Source organism: Emticicia fluvialis, assembly GCF_024793945.1.
Lineage (GTDB): Bacteria > Bacteroidota > Bacteroidia > Cytophagales > Spirosomataceae > Emticicia > Emticicia fluvialis.
This window is the reverse complement of record NZ_JANUSD010000015.1, coordinates 119,280-140,189: the sequence shown is the minus strand read 5'-3', so window position 1 is coordinate 140,189 and position 20,910 is coordinate 119,280. Positions and strand designations below refer to the sequence as shown.

The following is a 20,910-nucleotide window of genomic DNA, read 5'->3' as shown; positions in this document are numbered from 1 at the left end:
CCGGCCCGGGCAGACTTAATATTTACACTAAACATTATAAACATGAAAAAGACCGCATATATACTGTTTCTGAGTGCCATAATACTGCTTTCAGGTTGTGAAAAGCAAGACCCCTTTGTTGACAGGGTTGTATCTCCATTGTTGTTTCTGGTCGTTGACGACAACGGCGTGCAGTCTAACGGCACTACAACCGACCCAACGGTATCAACCAAAATATCAAAAGATGTTACCTTTAATATCAAGCTGTTGGAACTAGACAAAACCAATATCCTTGACCACACCAAGGGAATCGATTCAATTGCAGTAAAATCGTTAAAAGTAACTTTGTCGCTTCGTACCGGAACTAAAATAGGTGAACTAACCACCGGAAATGACGGCAAGGCCACATTAACAAAAACATGGGCAGATTTGGGTGTAGCCAGCCCTAAAGCAGGTACAACTGTATTGCTGAGCTGGTCGGGTACTTATAAAGATGTGGCCTTTACAAAATATACCCGCATACAGGGATCAAATTAATAATCATAGGTTGAATAGATAATGTATAAACTCATCTCAAACTTTAGAGATGAGTTTTTTTACAGTTTAAAAATCTTCTGAATTTTATGAGGCTCTATCAACATAGATTTGCCAACCTCATACCAGTAACCATCACCTATATTAACGAAGGTACCTTTATGAGATGGCTTTTTATTAAATGCCAAATCAATAATAAACTCACCTGAAAACGTGTTTTTCAAAATAAAATTGAGTTCTTCCCAGGGCAGATAAGTAGTCCTTTCTGGCAGATTGTTTTCTGTTCTGCGTATTTCAACCGTTCTTTCAACAAATGAGGCATGAATGGCAATCTCTTTGGTTTCACCAGCCTGACTCTTGTAAAAAACCAGATTCAATGGCAGCTCTCTGCCTGCTTTTTCAAAAACAGCCTGCTGTATTTCCTCCAGCAAATAAGAAAGTTTATCAGCATTGGCCGGATAAAACGTCTGTCCTTCAAAATCAATCTGCCAGAAATGCTGGTGAGGCTCCAGGTCTTTAATTTTAAGCGGCTTTGCCGATTTCAGATTACCATAGATTATATCTTTCCAAACGGCCGGTAAACTACCCTGCCATTTGAAATCATCATTCATTGAAAAACCCTCGTCCAGAATCTCTTCTTCAGATAACAACTCTCTGTCGAGATACGAAAGCTCGAAAGACAAATCAAGTTCCTTGTTTTGTTCAATAGCGCCGCTTAGCTCAATGGCGTGTGCAAAAGGTGGAGGAATATTCTCAGAGGTTTGGAATTTGAGGAAGAACGTAGACATTGACAGTTTTTATTTTATCGATTTTACCGGTTGGGGTTTCAATCATTTTTTCAACAAAGAATATTTCTTTTGGAATTTCAAATTTAGGCAATTTTTCTGAGAACCTCAGCCCAAGCTCATTTCCGTCAGACAAGGGTATTTTGCTTTCAACTACCAATATCAGCTTCTGGCCCAATGTTTTATCGGGTACTCCGTAGGCAAAAAACCTGCCGGAAAAATTAATTTTTCTGAATATCTCCTCCCCAGCCTGTTCAATTTTTTCGAGCTGAATCTTCACTCCGCCACTATTGATGATATTATCAATTCGGCCAATCAGCCTGAAACTGCGCTCATCAATCATTTCAACCAAATCATTGGTTACAATCCATTGCCCATTGGTGGCATCAGATTTTATCATCAGGCACTCGCGTTCATCGCTGGCTATTTCAACGCCTTCCAGTACCCTGAAAAAATCTTCTATATCCGGGCCGTTCAGCCGCTTAATGGCAATGTGCGACAGCGTCTCCGTCATACCATAGGTAGCATAAACAGGCGCGTAAATTTTCTGAATCTGGTTTAGTACTGACTCATGAACAGCAGCCCCGCCAATAATAATTCCTTTGGCCGAATTGAGCGTTTCCAGATACAGTTCCGACTCCCCCAGCAGTGTCTGTATCTGCAAAGGCACAAAAGCAAAAAAGTTTTTGCCTCTGTTTGCATTCAGCAAATACAGGTGTTTTTCTATACCTTTAAATGGGTTAGAGCCGGGCTCAACAATCATCATATCCATTCCCGTTTCAAAGGCTCGCACCAGCATCATCATACCGGCAATGTAATCAACACTCAGGCAGCAGAAGGCCGTATCACCATCCTGAAGATTAAATGTACTCGCCGTAAGGCGCGCAGAGGCCACCAGCTGCTCTCTTGAAAACGCAACCGGCTTGGGTGTGCCTGTTGAGCCCGATGTGTGAATGATAAATTCCTGCTGACCCGAATCCCAGGCATCTTTAAATTTTAGTACTTTTTCGTAATAATGATTACTTGGGTCTGTATTGATATAGGTTCCGTCTTTTTCCAGAAAAATCATTGTTGCACCAATAATAAACCCAAACAGCCCATGCTGCAAAGATTCGTTTGTAATTGTGGCGCAAATTTACTCAAAAATGCGCACAGTGTTATTTGTTACATCAACCGATACCAAATATTTCTTCAGTGGTGTAGTTGCAGGTCCCTTCTGCACCGAGCCATCAGCCGTAAATTCAGATAAATGATTCGGGCACAAAAAATCATTGCTGGCCGCCCTGTAGTTAATAGTAGAGGCCTGATGCGTGCAAATGGCGCTCACTGCAATAAAAGTATCTATATTTGTACGTGCCACTATTATATTCTGCGGTTTTACTACCACATTACCCCCTTTGTTCTTAAGTACTGCATAAGTGGCATTGTTAAGGTCTAAAACAAAATCTACTTTGCCGCTATTTCCACCCGGGTTAGGGTCTGGCACTTCGCCTCCACTGTCGCAGGCCTGCAGGCAATTCATTAATAAAATGGCACCAAAACTGATACCCACCTGTTTCATAAATTCGCTTCTGTCAATCGTATTGTTTTCCATAATGTAACGTGTATTTAGTTATAGCCAAACCTTGGCAAGTATAATATATACGTAAATTTTATTCAAATCGTCGCAAATGATACCTTTTAAAGGTGATTATATCCTAACCAAAATGTATTTTTAGATTAAATATCTACATTACTTGAAATATTCAGGTATTTTATCCTAAAACAACTACATTTGCAGAGCAATTAGTCTGTTTTGTTATTCTTTAAAACTAAAAACACCGGTTTTGGTTTTAATATCAAGGTTAAAAAACAGGCATCAAACTATTATTTTTTATTGATTTGGTTCAGAAACAAAGTTTTCAAAATAAATTTGCAAGATGGAAAAGAATCCGATAGACAAGATAAAGGTTGCTGAGAACCCTGGACTAATGGAATACGCCCACACTGCGGGTGGCGCTGTGATTCGCCCTGAAGACATCGGAAAAGTAAAAGGTAAAGCTCAAATGGCCATGCGGCAGCAAACAGGCGAGCAGCTGAACAAGATTTATCGCCAAATGGAATTGCTGGCTCAGCAGGCTAAAGAAATCAAAAACAGGATTGATGTTTCTGAACGGATTTATGATGCAGCTATTGGTTTTGAGCCTATCATTAATCATGTTTATTATCTTTACGAAAAAAAAGACGGTACCGATATCCTTTCTATGGTTGCTCCTAACGAATGGGGTCGGTCGTTTCCATTCAACCAGTTTCTGGCAAAGGTTTTCCTTTTGGCCGACCACACCTGGAAAGTTGAGTTTTTTCAGGAGGACAACCGTAGCGATGTAATAGATTTAGATGATTTAGAATAAAACTATTATCAAAACTCATAACCACGGAGTGTCACAAAGTTTTACACAGAGTTTCACAGAGGAAAAATAGCAACTAAAAATTAAAGTCCTTAAAACATCATTTCCTGTTGAGGCAGACGGCTAGTCTAAGATTAAAAATCGACTTCAGTTTATAGAAAAATAGCAATGAACTTTCGGATTTTTAATTGGATGAGTTTAAATGATGCAGGTTGCGGACGGCTAGTCTTGGTTACTTTTTACGTAAAAAGTAACAACCGAAGAATATTAAAATCAGAAGCTTTTATAGCAACACATAGACGCAAGATTTGAACAGAATTAAAAACCAATAAATTATAACCATTCAAATATAGATTATGACTTGGGAAACGATTAAAGAGTACGAAGATATAAAATTTACATTCTTCGAAGGCATCGCCAAAATCAGTATCAACCGTCCTGAAAAACACAATGCGTTTCGTCCGCAGACGGTAAAAGAAATGATTGATGCCATGGCTTTTTGCCGCGAAGAACCATCAATTGAAGTCATTATTCTGACAGGCGAAGGCGGAAAAGCCTTCTGTAGCGGTGGAGACCAGTCGGTACGTGGCCACGGCGGTTACATCGGCGACGACCACATTCCACGCCTCAATGTGCTTGACCTACAAAGAATGATTCGTTCTATACCTAAAGTGGTTATTGCTTCGGTAGCAGGCTGGGCTATTGGTGGCGGCCATGTGCTGCATGTGGTATGCGACCTGACTATTGCCGCTGAAAACGCCCGCTTCGGCCAGACAGGCCCTAAAGTAGGTAGTTTTGATGGCGGCTTTGGCGCCAGCTACCTGGCACGTATTGTTGGCCAGAAAAAAGCCCGTGAGATCTGGTACCTGTGCGACCAGTACAATGCACAGGAAGCCCTTGATATGGGATTAGTAAATAAAGTAGTGCCATTAGAACAACTGGAAGAAGTAACAGTTGAATGGGCCCGTAAAATACAGGATAAGTCTCCGTTGGCTATCAGAATGTTGAAATCATCTTTCAATGCAGAGCTGGACGGACAAGCTGGTATTCAGGAACTGGCCGGAAATGCAACGTTGCTATATTATCTTTCAGAAGAAGCCAAAGAAGGTTTCCGCTCGTTTCTCGAAAAGCGCAAGCCAGACTTTAAAAAATTCCCTAAGTTTCCTTAATTTGCCAGCACATACAACAGCCCCATTCAACTGGGGCTTTTTTGATATTCATTTTTAACTTAAATCATTTAACTATGAATTATTGGCTTGTAAAATCAGAACCATTCAAATATTCGTGGGACGATTTCGTTAAACAAGGCGTAGGTATGTGGGACGGCGTACGAAACTACGCAGCACGCAACAATCTTGCCGCAATGAAAACCGGAGACCTGGTACTTTTCTATCACTCAAACGAAGGGCTTGATGTAGTAGGCATTGCCAAAGTTGTTAAAGAATCATATCCTGACCCAACCACCGACGACCCACGCTGGGTAGTTGTTGACCTGGCACCTGTTGAAAAACTACCCAAGGGAGTAACGCTACAGGCTATAAAGGCCGACGAACGACTACAAGACATGGCTTTGGTGCGCCAGGGTAGGCTTTCAGTACAACCCGTTAAAAAAGAAGAGTTCGACCTCATCGTCGCTAAAAGTTATGAATCATAAAATTATTGCTTCTCTGTTTTTTAAAGCACAAAGCCGCCTGAAATTTATGACAGGGCTTAAAGCAATTATGCTGGCGCTAGCCACATTCTTATTGGCAACCGAGGTTATGCAGGCGCAGAGTGTAAAAAGAATTGAAATACCCGTAGGCGGTGGAGACGACAACAAACTTCAGGTAATTTCGCTGGGTGATGAAGGTTTGGTGGTGCTGTCTAAAACTTCAAAGAAAACGTTCAGTATTACCAAATTTGATACAGACCTGCAATTAGGCTGGTCATTGAACGGAGACCTGGAAGAAAACCAGAATTTTGTTGATTATTATCGTGACGGCCGCGATGTATATTTGCTTTTCAGCAAATATAACAGCGATTTATACCAGATTATCAAAGTTTCAACTGGCATTGGCATCATGCAGAAGTTCTTTTTCGAGAACATCACCCGCTTTGAGGTATCTGAATTTAAAGTACATAACGACTTTGCCTATCTGGCCGGAATGGTAAAGGACGAGCCTGTATTAATGAGCGTTAACCTGCACAAACTTCAGCCACGTATACTGGCTGGGGGGCTTAAAGGCACTGCCAGTATTTCATCACTCGACTTTGATGACGAAAACAACCTGCTGGTGGTATCTTACTCTGTAAAAAAGGGACGTTCAAGCTATATGGTGGTGAAGCGCATAAACCAGAACGGAAAAATAGTAGAACACCTGAGCGTTGAACCCGAAGAAGACTATGGTTTACTGACAGGAAAACTCTTCTCGCTCAATGATGGCACCCAATTGATGATTGGTAACTATGGTTTCCGCGGGTATCAGTCCAACGGAGTTCCCATGTCGCAGGGGCTGTACATAAGTAAAGTAGACGAAGATAACACCGAATACCTGAAGCTGCACAGTTTTACCGAGTTCAGGAATTTCTTCAAGTTTATGTCTCAGAAACAGCAAGACCGTATTGAACGCCAGATTAACAAAAAGCGCGACAAAGGCAGCGACCTGCGGCTTAACTACCGTGTGCTGGTACATGACATTATCCAGAAAGACGACCAGTACATTCTGGTAGCAGAGGTATTCTATCCAGAGTTCAGAAACAACAACACTTTTTATGGTTCGCCCATGTACGGCAACCCTTTCTGGAGCCCCTACGGCTATGGAATGGGTGGTTACCGGTATTTTGGTATGAACTCCTGGGCATGGAACCCCTGGCTGTGGTCGGGCAACCGTGGCTTTAATAATCAGCAGTTTGATGGCTTCAAATATACCCATGCGGTTGTGGCCGGGTTTGATAAAAAAGGTAATCTCGTCTGGGACAACAGTTTCAGTTTCGACAACCTGAAAACTTATGAACTGAAAGAAAAAGTAAAAATAAAGACCGATAACAACGAAATCACGCTGGTTTATAGCAACAAAGGGAAGTTGTCGACCAAAATAGTACGAGGTAACGATGTGGTAGAAGGCAACAAAATAATTGAGATTGAAACAGCCCGCGAGGGTGATAAAGTTAGGGATACATCAACCGATGATATTGAATACTGGCATCAGAATTATTATCTGGCCTGGGGGTATCAGAAAATATCCAACAAAAATGATGGTTCAAGAAGGGTGTTTTATCTTAACAAAATTGCTTTCTGACACCAAGCCATTATTTCTGAAAACTAATCTTTAATGAGAAAAGCAGCGTTTATATTTATTTTTTGGGCCTGCTGGTCAGGGGTTTCTGCGCAGGTTTTAAAAACAGTAGAATATGAAATCAGCGGCAAGCCCACCTGGCAGCAATTGATTCCGCTAGGAGACAAAGGCGTAATTTTGTTTGCAAAAAAAGATGTAACCAAGGCGGTAATTGTAAAATTTGATACAGAACTGAACAAAGTCTGGGAGTCAGAAATCTTTCTCGATGTTGAAAAAAAACCAACAGCCTTTACCGTTGATAGCGAGCAAATTACTTTTATGTTCAGCGAAGCGCAGGGTATGTATTATCAGGTATTCAGCATTGCTTTAAAAGATGGCAAATTTAATAACCGTGGATTTGAGCTACGCGAGTTTTTTCAGGACCAGGACTACGTTTTCTTTAAAGACCGCATTCTGATGGCGGGTATCAATGAAAAAGGTGCTGCTTTTTATAAGTTTGATTTCAATGAAGATACAGGGCAGTTTATACCCGCCGAATTAACCGGAAAGGCCACCGTTCAATATCTAAACTATCATGCTGCCGGTAATACAATAGAAAGCCTGTGGGCAATTAAAGAGGCAGGTTATACCAACGAAAAAAAGAAAAAAGGCGAATTTATAAAAGACGCCTACGTGGTTTATGCTAAATATGATACCACTGGCAGGCTTATTATTAAAAACACCATTGCTTCCAATGCAGGTAATTTTCCGCTTACTGCTACCTTAACAGATGTGCAGGCAGGTTTAAAATTTATTATCGGTACTTATCAGTCAAACTCGGGTGCGAAAGGCATTTATGTATCCAGGCTTGAAGAAGGCAAAACCACTTTTACCCGTTTTTACGACTACCGCCAACTGCTGAAAGGCATACCAGCCATTGACGAAGCCACAGTAAAAAAAATTGCCGATAATTTTGTTTTATTGCCCATACAACCTGTTTTTGGCGGCAACACACTTACAATGGGTGGCACTTTTTTTCAGGCCAATTATCAGAATGTAACCTCCGGCAGCCCCTATTATAGTGGGTATGACCCCTACCCCGCTTATGGCCGATACGGCACCTACAACAATTATCCGCGCACGCAATCGCGGCAGATATTTAAAGGATATAATTTTCTGAATGGTTTTGTGGCCAGCTTTGACACCGACGGTAACCTGATTTCGCAAAGCCGGGTAGATATGAATCTGGTGTCGCCTGCTGTAGAACAAAATCTGGCCGTTTCAGAAAACAAGTCAACGGCTGTATGCCTGAAAGGCAGCCTGGCAATCAGCAATTTATCTGAGTTTGCAAGGCCAGAAACCTATAAATTGTCAGACGAAACAGTTGACCCAAAAAATGCGCAGTTTGTGGCTGGTTATCATGGTGTGCGAAATTGGTACGGAAATTATTTTCTTGCAGACGGAAGTCGTGTTAAATTTGAAGCCATAAAAGAATTAGACCTGCCAAAGCCAGAAAACGGCAAACGCAAAAAAAGACAACAGACGCTTCCTCAGACAAATATCCGTAAGATTATTTATCTCAGCAAAGTGCAGTAATTTAAGTTTCATTTAAAAGAATTTACCTTGTATCAGCTTCTTCAGCCAAAAATAGATTCCTACGAATTAATAGATTCGGGCAATTTTGAAAAATTAGAACGCTTCGGCGATTACATTCTGGCCCGCCCTGAACCACAAGCCGTGTGGGATAAATCGCTCAGTGAAGAAATCTGGGAGAAGAAAGCCTCTGCTGTTTTCAGAAAAACCAAAGGGCGCGATCAGCTAAGCCCGGACGAAAGAGGTGAATGGCATAATCCGAAAAAAATGCCGGAAAAATGGTATTTACCCTATACCCTGGGTGGTAAAAATTATAAATTCAAACTTTCGCTTTCTTCGTTTAAGCATGTGGGTATCTTTCCTGAACAGGCCGAAAACTGGCAATATATAGAAACCAAGCTGAAAAGTATGCCCCTCGAAAACCCGAAGGTACTCAATCTTTTTGCCTACACGGGTGGTGCCTCTATAGTTGCCAAAGGAAACGGCGCTGACGTGACACACGTTGACTCTATTAAACAAACTATTTCGTGGGCGCGCGAAAACATGGAAATAAGCCAGTTGACTGATATCAGATGGGTAGTTGAAGATGCCTTGAAATTTGTAAAGCGCGAAGTAAAACGTGGCAGAAAATACAATGGTATCATACTAGACCCCCCCGCCTATGGCCGTGGCCCTGACGGCGAAAAATGGATTCTGGAAGAAGGAATCAACGAACTTATAAAAGCATGCCTGCAATTGATTGATGATAACCACTTCTTTTTTATTCTAAATCTCTATTCAATGGGTTTTTCGGCAGTAATTGCAGAAACCATCATTAAACAGAATTATCAGGCCGTTACGAATCCTGAAATGGGCGAACTGATGATACAAGATTCATTCGGTAAAAATCTGCCTTTAGGTGTGTTTTATCGTTTTGCTTCTGTGTAGCAAACGGTCAATTACCTTTAGGTTCTGTTGCGGCTCCTATTCTATATTCTTGGTAAAGGTTTTTATTGTTAGAAAATTTTCGGATTTTTGTAAAAAAATGGCTGTATGCCTGTGTGGTACCACCAAATAATAATGCAAAAACAATTTCAATTATATATTTTACTGATAGTAACGGTTTTGCTTGCCGCCTGTGGGCAAGGCAACCGCGAGCGCTCCAAAATTCCGCCTACACAGTTTCAGACTGAAAGCGAAATGAACGAAGCTGCCGAGGTGGCTCTTACAGAGGCCATCAGAAGCAACCCCAGCGTGGCAGAGAACTATTACAAAAGAGCAGGCATATATCTGAAACTGAACGACACCGAAAGCGCTCTGGAAGACATTAACCGTGCCGACCAGCTGAAGCCAAATGTGGGCAAATATTTGTTTACAAAGGCGCTTATTTTGCGCAGAATGAAAAAAATAGATGAGGCTTTTTCTTTTGCGCAGAGTGCTGAAATCCTGAACTTTGACACCCCGGAATTATATACGCTACTGGGCGACCTTGCTCAGCAAAGAAATGACCTGGCCGGTGCAGAAAAGTACCTGGCAAAATCAATGCAAACAGCGCCGTTTGATGGTGAAACGCATTTCTACAGAGGCACCCTGGCTGCACGCAAAGGCGACACCGTAAGTGCCATTGCGCTTATTAACAAAGCTATTGAAATTAAGCCGTCGTTCCGCGAGGGCTACACAAAGCTGACTGACATACTTCAAAGCTACCGGATGTACGACTCCGCGCTGGTAGTTAATCAGAAAGCCATTGCTGAATTTAAGAACAATGCAGATTTTATTGTAGAAAGAGGACTGACCTATTTTAAAAAAGGATGGCTGGACAGCGCTCTGGTTAATTATGAACGGGCAGCCCGCGTAGACCCCAGAAGAACAGATGTGCTATTATACGCAGGTGCCATTTATTACCGTTGGAAAAGCTATGAAAGAGCACTGGAAAACTATCAAAAAGCCGCCGGCATAAACCGCGACTTACCCAAGGTTTACTTTTTGCTGGGTCTTACGTATGAGCAGCTGGGCAATCTTCAGGAGGCCGAAAACGCGCTGAAAGAGGCCGTTGAGAAAAGCCCGAACGATGAGCAGGCAATTGTAGCACTCAACAGGGTATCTGGCAGGTTAAACTTTGGTTATCGCAACTATTCTGATAACGACGTTGTTGTTAAAAAACAGACTCCGAAGCCAGTAGTTGAAGAACCCCGTAAATTACTAGACACCGCAAGGGTGAAAGTAAATACAATAAAACCAAAAGCAAAAGTTAATGTAAAAACTGATTCGTTAAAGAAAATCAGGTTCAGATAAGTAGCAACAATTAATAAAAAATAGTACAACCAGAATGATGATTAAAATTACATTACCGGACGGAAGCGTAAGAGATTATCCAAAAGGAAGCTCGAGTTACGATGTCGCCCTTTCCATCAGCGAAGGGCTGGCAAGAAACGTACTGGCTGCCAGGGTGAACGGAAAAGTTCAGGATACCAGTCAACCCATAGAAGAAGACTCAAACTTGCAACTTCTGACCTGGAACGATACGGACGGTAAATCTACATTCTGGCACTCGTCGGCACACTTAATGGCCGAGGCGCTGGAGGCTTTGTATCCCGGTGTTAAATTCTGGGTAGGCCCGCCATTAGAAAACGGTTTCTATTATGATGTTGATACCAACGGAGTTACTATATCAAACGACGACTTCAAGAAAATAGAAGATAAAATGTTGGAACTGGCTCGTCAGAAAAACGACTACGAGCGTATTCCGATGTCTAAAGCTGATGCAGTAAGGTACTTTGAAGAAAAAGGCGACGAATATAAGCTGGATTTACTCTCGGGTTTGGAAGACGGTTCTATTACTTTCTACCGCCAGGGTAATTTCACCGACTTGTGTCGCGGGCCTCATATTCCTAATACCGGTTTTATCAAAGCCGCCAAAATTATGAATGTGGCCGGTGCTTACTTTAAAGGCGACCAGAACAACAAAATGCTTACCCGCATTTATGGTATCACTTTCCCGAAACAAAAAGAGCTGGACGAATACCTTCAGTTTCTGGAAGAAGCCAAAAGACGCGACCACCGCAAACTGGGCCAGGAACTGGAACTTTTCACCTTCTCTGAAAAAGTAGGCAAAGGCTTACCATTATGGTTGCCTAAAGGTGCCATGCTGAGAGAAAGGCTGGAGAATTTTCTGCGCCGGGCGCAGGTAAAAGCAGGATACCAGCAGGTTGTTACCCCTCATATTGGTGGCAAGCAGCTTTATATTACATCAGGGCACTGGGAAAAATACGGGAAAGACTCTTTTCAGCCAATTGCTACGCCTGAAGAAGGCGAAGAGTTTATGTTGAAACCCATGAACTGCCCTCACCATTGTGAAATTTACCGTTCAAGGCCGAGAAGTTATCGTGAATTACCATTGCGCCTGGCTGAATTCGGAACCGTGTATCGTTACGAACAAAGTGGTGAGTTACATGGTTTAACACGTGTACGCGGCTTTACTCAGGACGACGCCCATATTTTCTGCCGTGAAGACCAGGTAGAAGACGAATTTAAAAAAGTAATAGACCTTGTGTTATATGTTTTCAAGGCGCTTGGTTTTGATAACTTTTCGGCGCAGGTTTCATTAAGAGACCCTGAAAATAAAACCAAATATTTCGGAACCGACGAGGCATGGGATAGCGCAGAAAATGCTATCAGAAAAGCAGCCGCCGAAAAAGGACTAAATACGGTAGAAGAACTGGGCGAGGCTGCATTTTACGGGCCAAAACTCGACTTCATGGTAAAAGATGCCTTAGGCCGTAAATGGCAGTTGGGAACCATACAGGTAGACTACCAGTTACCACAAAGGTTTGAGCTGGAATACGTTGGTTCTGACAACCAGAAGCACCGCCCGGTTATGATTCACCGCGCGCCATTCGGCTCATTAGAACGTTTCATAGCCATTCTGATTGAAAACACAGCCGGTAATTTCCCTTTGTGGTTGTCGCCTGATCAGATAGCCATTCTACCGATTTCGGAAAAATATGAAGACTATGCCAATGATGTGTTCCTAACCTTACAGGAGAACGACATCAGAGGTTATGTTGACCATAGAGACGAGAAAATTGGTCGTAAAATACGTGATGCAGAAGTAAACAAATTACCGTTGATGCTCATTGTAGGTGAAAAAGAATCGGAAGAAGGAAGGGTGTCGGTACGCCGTAAAGGTGAAGGAGATTTAGGCTCAATGACCATCGAAGAATTTGTTGCTTATGCCAAAGCAGAAATCAACAAAAATATCCCGAAATTCGGTTCAAATTAAATAACAGGAGCCGTTAGATAATAAAACAGCCTGACGGCTCTTGTAATTTGTTTAAAAATTAACTTATTGTTTGTTTTTAAGATTATTGTTCATAATTTCGTAAAAATCAATTATTAGTAACCTTAAAATCGTTAAATGGCACAACAACCATTCAATCGTAATTTCAGAAGACCAGTACAGAAAGAAGATGAACACCGTATCAATCAAAGAATACGGGTACCTCAAGTCCGCTTAGTCGGCGACAATGTAGAGCAAGGCATTTTTGATACCAATCAGGCCCTTGCAATGGCACAGGCACAAAGCCTCGACCTGGTTGAGATAGTTCCTACGGCCAATCCCCCAGTTTGCAGAATTGTAGATTATTCTAAATTTAAATATGACCAGAAGAAAAAGCAGAAGGAAATAAAAGCCAAAGCTGCCAAGACGGTCATCAAAGAAATACGTTTCGGTCCGCAGACTGACGACCATGACTTTAATTTTAAATTGAAGCATGCCATCAGTTTCCTGAAAGAAAACGCCAAAGTGAAAGCCTATGTACACTTTGTAGGCCGCCAGATTGTGTTCAAAGATCAGGGAGCCGAACTCTTGAGACGCTTCATTGCAGGGCTTGATGAGTACGGTAAACCAGAAGGTGAATTCAAGCAGGAAGGTAAACGTATGATTGTTTTCATAGCGCCAAAGGCAACTAAGAAGTAATTATTTATAGATAATTAAGAAGTAAGACGTATCAATTTTTATTGGTGCGTCTTTTTTTTATTTTTATGGAATAATTAACAAAGCTGTGAAAACTTTAACTACACAATTTATGCAACAGATTATCTCCACTCTTGCTGCCATAAAGCCTTTATCTCCAAAAATACAAGATTTCTTAGAAAAGAAGCTAAAAAATGAGGTTTTCGCTAAAAAGTCAATGATTGTTCAGCCGGAAACAGTAAACAGAAAAATCTATTTTATTGAAAAAGGAATTGTAAGAGCCTATTTCATCGAAAACGGTAAGGAACATACAACCTGGTTTTTTAAGGAGGCCGATATTATTATTTCTGTCATTAGTTTTTTCTTACAAAAACCATCAAACGAATATATAGAAACACTGGAAGATTGCGTCATGTGGTCACTTTCTTATACAGATTTACAGTTTCTATATGATAATTTCCCTGAATTTAATTACGTTGGAAGAGTACTGACTGAAAAGTATTATTGTTTAAGTGAAATAAGAAACTACAATATCAGGATGAAATCTGTGAACGAAAGATATGTTTTTCTGCAGCAGCAAATTCCCGACATTCTACATAGGGTACCTGTCAAACATATTGCTTCGCATCTGGAAATTGAACCAGAAACATTAAGCCGGTTGAGGGCAAAAAAATGATTTGAATCAATTTTTTTAAAATATTACGCTAATATTTTTGCTTCAAGCCACAACAAGTTATTCAATGAAAGAAAACTTGGAGTAAGTGAGCTTACTAGCTTATTGATGTTTAAGCCAAAAAACGGAAAAATCATTGCTGAATTATCAACTACAATTCCTGATGACACTTTCTTTACAAAATAGAAAAATGAGCCTTATTCTTTTTCAGGATATATTTGGGTTCGTGACCTTTAAGGTTCTTTTTTAAGAGCTTTAGATTTTAAAAAGGGGAAATTAGAAGGCAACTTGATAACAGGGGAAGAATATCTAACTAAAAATGGTAGAATTAAAAGAGTAAGAGGTTAACCTTGTGGGCAAATTCCGGTTTTTGTGAAAGTATGTGTACCAGCGTAAAATTTTGGCGACGTGCATTATTCTCATTCTATTAATGCTTATTGTAGTGGCCTTGGCGGCAGTGATATTACATTTTCACCAAATGATTATTATTCGACTGGGGGAGGAGGATATGCAGGGTGGAATCCTATATTGACATATCAAAGTTTATCTTTTTCTGGGGGTAATGCTTCTCCTAATATAAACATTGACTCAGAATTAAATTGTATGAAAAACAATTCGGGCAATTACACTTATAAAATTGCCATTTGTGTAGATCAACCAATATCTAACTCGTCCAGACCAATTGACGATAATAATGATGTTGGACATACTTTTATTCAATTTTCAAAAATAGATAATAATACAGGTCAAACTACATCTCGCAGTGTAGGATTTTATCCTAATGTTTGGGCGCCAATTTCCTTATTCTTTAATATTTCATCTGTTATTAGAGATAATAGTTAATTACCTTATGATGTAAGTGCAACTTACTTTGTTAATAGTACAAAATTTACAAATGCTGTTAATTCATCAATTAATTGGCAAAATAGTAGTTACTCGTTAGAGGACTATAATTGTACGGATGCCGCATTGAGTGTTCTAAGTAATGCTGGGATTAATATTCCCTTGCCTTTAAGTAAAGTAGGCCCAATTCCAACTGGTGGTGGTGGATTTACATACCTTTTCCTTCACACACCAGCAAGATTAGGTCAGATTATAAGAGGAATGTCTAATAGTAGTTCAGTAACCATAAATGCAGGCGGTGGGATAACAGAATCAAGCGGCTCTTGTAAATAACTCTGAAGATTTCAAAGTTTTAAGGCAAGTGAATTGCTTTTTATGAGATTTACTTGCCTTAAAGCTTTCTAAAATTAAGTTCAAAAAATATCTACCAGTTAACTTTCCAACTTTTAGAAAGTCAATACAATTTTAAAACTCTTGATATGAAAAAAAAACTTAAAATTTGGACAATATTGATTTTAGCATTTGGGTTCATCGCCTATGCTTCTAATTACATCGGCCTTTTCCGCATGCTTCTTGGCAGTGTTCTATTCCTCCCTGAGTTTCATATAAAAGATTTCAATTATTCAACTGCACATGGTGAATTCAGAATGTGGGAAGATGAAATGAAAGGTCCACACATCAGAGACATTGACATTATTTTTAAGAGTTTCCGGGAATGTTATCCCACTTCTCCAGATACAATCGTTTACAGGAATTTCAGAAGAAATATATGGGAGTTCTGGAACTGGGGAAACTTCTTTACGCATGAAAGATATAAGCTCCCCTATTTATCTCCTGATGACATAAAATCTATGAAGAAAAAGACAGCACCTTTTGGCGACTGTGCTATTCCTAATTATGCAGAAGAAGTAAAGTAAAAGTTGATAATAAATTAAGAAGAAAATATGCCATCAGTTATATAAAAGAAAATATTAAACTGTAAGCGTATGATTGTTTTCATAGCGCCAAAGGCAACTAAGAAGTAATTATATATAGATAATTAAGAATTAAGACGTATCAATTTTTATTGGTACGTCTTTTTTTTATTACCTTAATAATCGAACTATTATGAACTCGTTTTCTTAATGGTTTTGCCCGTAACAATTCCCATTGGGTTGCTATTTAAATGATGCACTTTTCATTACCTGCTCACTTCAATGCGCCAGTCAGTACCGCTTCCAATTTTGTAAGTATTGGCAAAATTACCCATATTAATACCCAACGAAAGATTCATCAGGCTATTCAGATACAGGATGCTCTCCCCTTCTTTCACATCACCAAAAGTATGGCCAAATAATACCTGCCCCTGATAGGCCAGCCGGTCATTCCCATAAATTTTCACCTGCAGTCTGTCACCTTCTTTCGCGCGTAGCAGTTTGAATGTCTTTTCATCAATGTTAGTCCATAAGTTTCCATACTGTATGTCCAGAATGGCTATACCACCAGATAGCACTTTATTTTTAAACGTAGGTCTGGGATACGCCAACCTTACTAATTGGTTTCCAGGCACCGATGCCCCTACTCCATCTAAATCAATTATATCTGCTGCCAGTTTTGCTCCGGTAAAAGCAAATACATCACGGCCATGAAAAGTATAAGAACCCTGCGAGTCTGGCAGGCGGTTGGCACTTGAAATCTCCCGCACTTCATCAACACCCTCACGCTCCGCAACAAGTGTAAACAAACCATTATCAGGCCCAACATAGTAATGATTGGCTTTGGTTTTCAGCACTATTGATTTTCTATCAGTGCCTACCCCCGGGTCTACTACGCATACAAATACCGTCCCTTCTTTCCAATAAGGCGCTGTTTGTTGCAACCGATAGGCACCTTCCCAGATATTAAAGGCGGGTATATCATGGGTTAAATCATGTATTACCAGTTTGCCCGACTGTTGCAGGGCCACACCTTTCATGGCTGCTACTGCTCCGTCTTTTGTGCCAAAATCAGTCATCAGCACCAAAGCCGATTCAGATTTGTATCTGAACACATAAATAACACCTGCCAGGGCTATCAGAAAAAAAAACAGAATAGTAAGGAAGATTTTGCGCAACATGGGCTATCAGTTAAATGGTATCTTTAGAAATGCCTGATAAGTTTTAGGGATATTATTGAACAAATTAACAATTTAAAGCCTTAAAATGCTATTTTTGCAAAAAAATTACTTAAACAAAGAGCTATTCAGGCTCATTTACATTATATAAAATTATTTATGTCGGAGTATAACCACCGTGAGATCGACAAGAAATGGCAGCAATTCTGGGAAGAAAACAAAACCTATGAAGTTAAAATTGACCATTCCAAACCCAAGTTTTATGTATTAGATATGTTCCCTTACCCATCTGGGGCGGGTCTTCACGTTGGCCATCCGCTAGGATACATCGCCAGCGATATCTATTCAAGATACAAAAGACTGAAAGGCTTCAATGTATTGCATCCAATGGGCTTTGACTCCTTCGGCCTACCGGCAGAGCAATATGCAATTCAGACAGGTCAGCATCCGGCTATTACTACCGAGGCCAACATTAAAACCTACATAAGCCAGCTAAAGAAAATCGGTTTTTGTTACGATTGGAGCCGCGAAGTACGTACTTCTGACCCGTCATACTACAAATGGACGCAGTGGATTTTCATGGAGCTTTTCAAAAGCTGGTATAACAAAGACAGTAACAAGGCCGAACCAATTGAGACGCTGTACGAGAAATTTGCTCAGAATGGCACCAAAGGTGTAAACGCCGTTTGTGATGATGATGCAGCCATATTTACGGCCGATGAATGGAATGGCTTTACAGATACAGAAAAATATAGCCTATCGCTTAAATATCGTTTAACTTACCTTTCAGAGGCCGTTGTAAATTTCTGTCCGGCTTTAGGTATGGTATTGTCTAACGACGAAGTAAAAGATGGTGTTTCTGAACGCGGCGGATACCCGGTGATTCAGAAAAAAATGCAACAGTGGATGATGCGCATAACTGCCTACGCCGACCGGCTTATTTCAGGTCTGGATACGGTAGACTGGTCTGAATCTTTAAAAGAGCAGCAGCGCAACTGGATTGGCCGTTCGGTAGGCGCCATGGTAAAATTTGCCGTAGAAAACCAGCCCGAAACACTGATTGAAGTGTTCACTACCCGGGTAGATACCATATATGGCGTATCTTTTATGGTACTTGCCCCAGAGCATGAGTTGGTGGCCTCATTAACTACACCTGAACAAAAAGAAAGTATTGATAACTATATCACCGAAACACAGAAACGCTCGGAGCTAGACCGGATGTCTGACGTAAAAAAGGTTTCAGGTGCATTTACAGGCAGCTACTGTATCAACCCTTTCAGTGGTGAAAAAGTACCTATCTGGATTGCCGACTACGTATTGGCAGGTTATGGTACCGGTGCGGTAATGGGTGTGCCGTCTGGCGACCAGCGCGACTGGAATTTTGCAACGCATTTCAATTTACCGATTGTGCCGATACTGGATGCACAAGTAGATATTGATACACAGGCCGATGCAACCAAAGAAGGAAAATATATTAATTCGGGCATTATTAACGGTTTAGGGTATAAAGAAGCTACTCAAAAACTGATTGACAGCCTTGAAGAACTTGCCATTGGAAAAGGCAAGGTAAATTACCGCTTACGTGATGCCGTTTTTGCGCGCCAACGTTATTGGGGAGAGCCGGTTCCGGTTTACTTCAAAGACAACTTGCCATATCTGGTTGATGAACAAGACCTGCCATTAGTACTGCCTGAAATTGACAAGTATCAGCCTACCGAAAGCGGAGAGCCACCTTTAGGCCGTGCAGAAGGTTGGAATTACAAAGGGAACCCATACGAGCTAAGCACTATGCCGGGTTGGGCAGGTAGCAGCTGGTATTGGTACCGTTACATGGATGCACAGAACGACAAAGAATTTGCATCAAAAGAAGCCATTGATTACTGGCAGAATGTAGACTTGTATCTGGGTGGAACCGAACACGCCACAGGCCACTTGTTATACAGCCGTTTCTGGAACAAATTCCTGAAAGACAGAGGCTACGTGCCGCAGGAAGAATACGCGGCAAAACTCATCAATCAGGGTATGATTATGGGCAAATCAAGCTTTGTGTATCGTGTAAAAGGCACTGATAAGGTTACTTTTGTTTCTTATGGATTGAAAGATCAGTATGATACTACCAAGCTGCATGTAGATGTAAATATCGTTGATAACGATGTGCTTGATGTTGAAAAATTCAAGGCAACCAGAAATGATATAGGTGACGATCCTCAGTTTATACTGGAAGACGGCGTTTATCGTTGTGGTTCTGAAGTTGAAAAGATGTCGAAGTCGAAATTCAACGTTGTGAATCCGGATGATATCGTAGATAAATACGGCGCAGATACATTCCGTTTATATGAAATGTTCCTGGGGCCATTGACCGAAAGCAAACCCTGGGATACGCGCGGTATTGAAGGTACTTACCGCTTCATTCGTAAGCTATGGCGTTTGTTTTTCGACCAGAACGGCAAGTACATTGTAACGGATGTCGAACCTACCAAAGCAGAATTAAAGGCTTTACACAAGACCATCAAGAAGGTATCTGAAGACGTAGAGAGTTTCTCTTTCAATACCTCAGTAAGTACATTCATGATTTGCGTGAATGAGCTATCTGATTTGAAATCTTCTAAGAAAGCCATTCTTGAGCAACTGGTAATAGTGCTGTCGCCATATACACCACACCTTTCAGAAGAATTGTGGGAGATTCTGGGCAATGAAAAAGGTACTGTTACCCAACAGCGTTTCCCAGCATTTGAGGCGCAACACCTGATTGAAGACTCATTTGAATACCCGATTCAGATAAACGGCAAAGTAAGAACCTCCATTTCTTTCCCTGCGGATATGAGTAAAGAAGATATTGAAAAGGCTGTTTTAGAAAACGAAAACGTAATTAAATGGTTGGAAGGCAACGCACCAAAAAAACTGATTGTAGTGCCGAAGAGGATTGTGAACGTAGTAGTGTAAGAATATTGATTTTAAACTAATAATCCCAATAGGGATGATATATCAGTAGAAAATCAGAAGTAAATTTAGTGTTGAGTCCCGTCAGGGACGGTATATTAATATATCGTCCCTGACGGGACTCTCTTTATTTAATAAGCTTAATGAACGTTAGCTCCATAGGAAAATATTGAAAATCAATCAAAGGATGATTATAAATTTTTCCTGACACAATTACTTTGGTATTAGGCGTCTCAAAACCTGAAGGCAAGTTGCAAGGAATGACTATTGTGGGATACTTATAATCCAATTCAATAAGAAATGATTGCGGATTAGTAGAAGATGGATTCTTCAAAATCGTTCCGGTTACTTCTTTTATTTCATATTCAACGAACCAACCTTCCTTTTTTGAAATCTCGCATTTCTCTAAAGTAGATGATTCAGGATTCTCCTTTTTACACCCTTGTAAACAAAGTACAAAGAAGACAAGTATTAATGAGATAGTTTTCATAATTCAGTTGTGTTTGAATTTTTTACAAAATTTCTTTGGCATTATTAAATTGAGAGTATTTAACATGTAAATCAAGAGAATTCAGAAGAAGTTATTTAACGGCACTCTATTTATATTGACGTTTCAGAACATAATATATTAATACCAAAATTAAAAAACAACGCCTTGATTTTACAAGAATCCCATCGGAGATGATATAAGAATATATCGTCCCTGAGGGGACTCTCAGTTTGGAACGAATTCTACTTCTACTGATATATCGCCCCTACAGGGCTTTAGATATAATAACTTATATAAGGTTTTTAATTTTTCAAAATTAAACTGGATTTTGGTAGAGCCGCATTGCAATGCGGCTTCACGGGCACGTTTAGTTCATTAAATGATTA

General features: G+C 40.5%; 19 protein-coding genes. 14 read left to right on the top strand and 5 right to left on the bottom strand.

The window, feature by feature from the left end; all coding sequences use genetic code 11:
* Window positions 1-42: 42 nt before the first annotated feature.
* Window positions 43-516: a hypothetical protein gene (locus NZ848_RS17270; protein ID WP_253535348.1), complete on the top strand. Its 474-nt coding sequence runs from the start codon at window positions 43-45 to the stop codon at window positions 514-516.
* A gap of 59 nt (window positions 517-575) precedes the next feature.
* Here the strand turns inward: NZ848_RS17270 and NZ848_RS17265 are convergent, their stop codons facing one another.
* From NZ848_RS17265 to NZ848_RS17255, 3 genes are all read right to left on the bottom strand, one after another.
* Window positions 576-1,301: a hypothetical protein gene (locus tag NZ848_RS17265; RefSeq protein WP_259016548.1), complete on the bottom strand. Its 726-nt coding sequence runs from the start codon at window positions 1,299-1,301 to the stop codon at window positions 576-578.
* A complete protein-coding gene (locus tag NZ848_RS17260; protein WP_259016547.1) occupies window positions 1,267-2,367 on the bottom strand; it encodes an AMP-binding protein in 1,101 nt (366 codons plus the stop codon). Before NZ848_RS17260 ends, NZ848_RS17265 begins: the two co-directional genes overlap by 35 nt.
* Before the next feature lie 66 nt (window positions 2,368-2,433).
* Window positions 2,434-2,892, bottom strand: coding sequence for a QcrA and Rieske domain-containing protein (locus NZ848_RS17255; RefSeq protein WP_259016546.1), 459 nt, complete (start codon window positions 2,890-2,892; stop codon window positions 2,434-2,436).
* 325 nt (window positions 2,893-3,217) lie between these two features.
* On the opposite strand from NZ848_RS17255, the gene NZ848_RS17250 reads away from it, so the two are divergent.
* The 12 genes from NZ848_RS17250 (at window position 3,218) to NZ848_RS17195 (ending at window position 15,919) form a co-directional block, all read left to right on the top strand.
* The gene (locus NZ848_RS17250) at window positions 3,218-3,688 is read left to right on the top strand and encodes a DUF2452 domain-containing protein (protein WP_101727034.1); all 471 of its coding nucleotides are present in this window, start codon (window positions 3,218-3,220) and stop codon (window positions 3,686-3,688) included.
* Window positions 3,689-4,041: 353 nt separating this feature from the next.
* Window positions 4,042-4,854: a 1,4-dihydroxy-2-naphthoyl-CoA synthase gene (gene menB, locus NZ848_RS17245; RefSeq protein WP_101727035.1), complete on the top strand. Its 813-nt coding sequence runs from the start codon at window positions 4,042-4,044 to the stop codon at window positions 4,852-4,854.
* A 74-nt stretch (window positions 4,855-4,928) separates the two neighbouring features.
* A complete protein-coding gene (locus NZ848_RS17240; RefSeq protein WP_101727036.1) occupies window positions 4,929-5,339 on the top strand; it encodes an EVE domain-containing protein in 411 nt (136 codons plus the stop codon).
* On the top strand, window positions 5,329-6,963 hold the full coding sequence (locus tag NZ848_RS17235; RefSeq protein WP_259016545.1) for a hypothetical protein: 1,635 nt from the start codon (window positions 5,329-5,331) through the stop codon (window positions 6,961-6,963). Before NZ848_RS17240 ends, NZ848_RS17235 begins: the two co-directional genes overlap by 11 nt.
* Before the next feature lie 33 nt (window positions 6,964-6,996).
* A complete protein-coding gene (locus tag NZ848_RS17230; protein WP_259016544.1) occupies window positions 6,997-8,535 on the top strand; it encodes a hypothetical protein in 1,539 nt (512 codons plus the stop codon).
* Window positions 8,536-8,562: 27 nt separating this feature from the next.
* Window positions 8,563-9,459, top strand: coding sequence for a class I SAM-dependent methyltransferase (locus tag NZ848_RS17225; RefSeq protein ID WP_259016543.1), 897 nt, complete (start codon window positions 8,563-8,565; stop codon window positions 9,457-9,459).
* A 132-nt stretch (window positions 9,460-9,591) separates the two neighbouring features.
* The gene (locus tag NZ848_RS17220; RefSeq protein WP_259016542.1) at window positions 9,592-10,806 is read left to right on the top strand and encodes a tetratricopeptide repeat protein; all 1,215 of its coding nucleotides are present in this window, start codon (window positions 9,592-9,594) and stop codon (window positions 10,804-10,806) included.
* Window positions 10,807-10,840: 34 nt separating this feature from the next.
* Window positions 10,841-12,793, top strand: coding sequence for a threonine--tRNA ligase (thrS, locus tag NZ848_RS17215; RefSeq protein ID WP_259016541.1), 1,953 nt, complete (start codon window positions 10,841-10,843; stop codon window positions 12,791-12,793).
* A 135-nt stretch (window positions 12,794-12,928) separates the two neighbouring features.
* Window positions 12,929-13,489 carry a translation initiation factor IF-3 gene (gene infC / locus NZ848_RS17210; protein ID WP_101727042.1) on the top strand — a complete coding sequence of 187 codons (561 nt, stop codon included), beginning with the start codon at window positions 12,929-12,931 and terminating at the stop codon, window positions 13,487-13,489.
* Between the two features lie 85 nt (window positions 13,490-13,574).
* The gene (locus NZ848_RS17205; RefSeq protein ID WP_259016540.1) at window positions 13,575-14,162 is read left to right on the top strand and encodes a Crp/Fnr family transcriptional regulator; all 588 of its coding nucleotides are present in this window, start codon (window positions 13,575-13,577) and stop codon (window positions 14,160-14,162) included.
* Between the two features lie 405 nt (window positions 14,163-14,567).
* Window positions 14,568-15,002, top strand: coding sequence for a hypothetical protein (locus NZ848_RS17200; RefSeq protein ID WP_259016539.1), 435 nt, complete (start codon window positions 14,568-14,570; stop codon window positions 15,000-15,002).
* A gap of 509 nt (window positions 15,003-15,511) precedes the next feature.
* Window positions 15,512-15,919 carry a hypothetical protein gene (locus NZ848_RS17195; RefSeq protein ID WP_259016538.1) on the top strand — a complete coding sequence of 136 codons (408 nt, stop codon included), beginning with the start codon at window positions 15,512-15,514 and terminating at the stop codon, window positions 15,917-15,919.
* A gap of 263 nt (window positions 15,920-16,182) precedes the next feature.
* Here the strand turns inward: NZ848_RS17195 and NZ848_RS17190 are convergent, their stop codons facing one another.
* Complete coding sequence (locus tag NZ848_RS17190) at window positions 16,183-17,097, bottom strand: SAM hydrolase/SAM-dependent halogenase family protein (protein ID WP_259016537.1); 915 nt, start codon at window positions 17,095-17,097, stop codon at window positions 16,183-16,185.
* A gap of 156 nt (window positions 17,098-17,253) precedes the next feature.
* Between NZ848_RS17190 and leuS the strand changes: the two genes are divergently transcribed.
* Entirely contained in the window at window positions 17,254-20,037 is a 2,784-nt protein-coding gene (gene leuS / locus NZ848_RS17185) for a leucine--tRNA ligase (protein WP_259016536.1), read from the top strand.
* 124 nt (window positions 20,038-20,161) lie between these two features.
* On the opposite strand, the gene NZ848_RS17180 is transcribed toward leuS, so the two are convergent.
* Window positions 20,162-20,524, bottom strand: coding sequence for a hypothetical protein (locus NZ848_RS17180; protein WP_253535317.1), 363 nt, complete (start codon window positions 20,522-20,524; stop codon window positions 20,162-20,164).
* Window positions 20,525-20,910 lie beyond the last annotated feature (386 nt).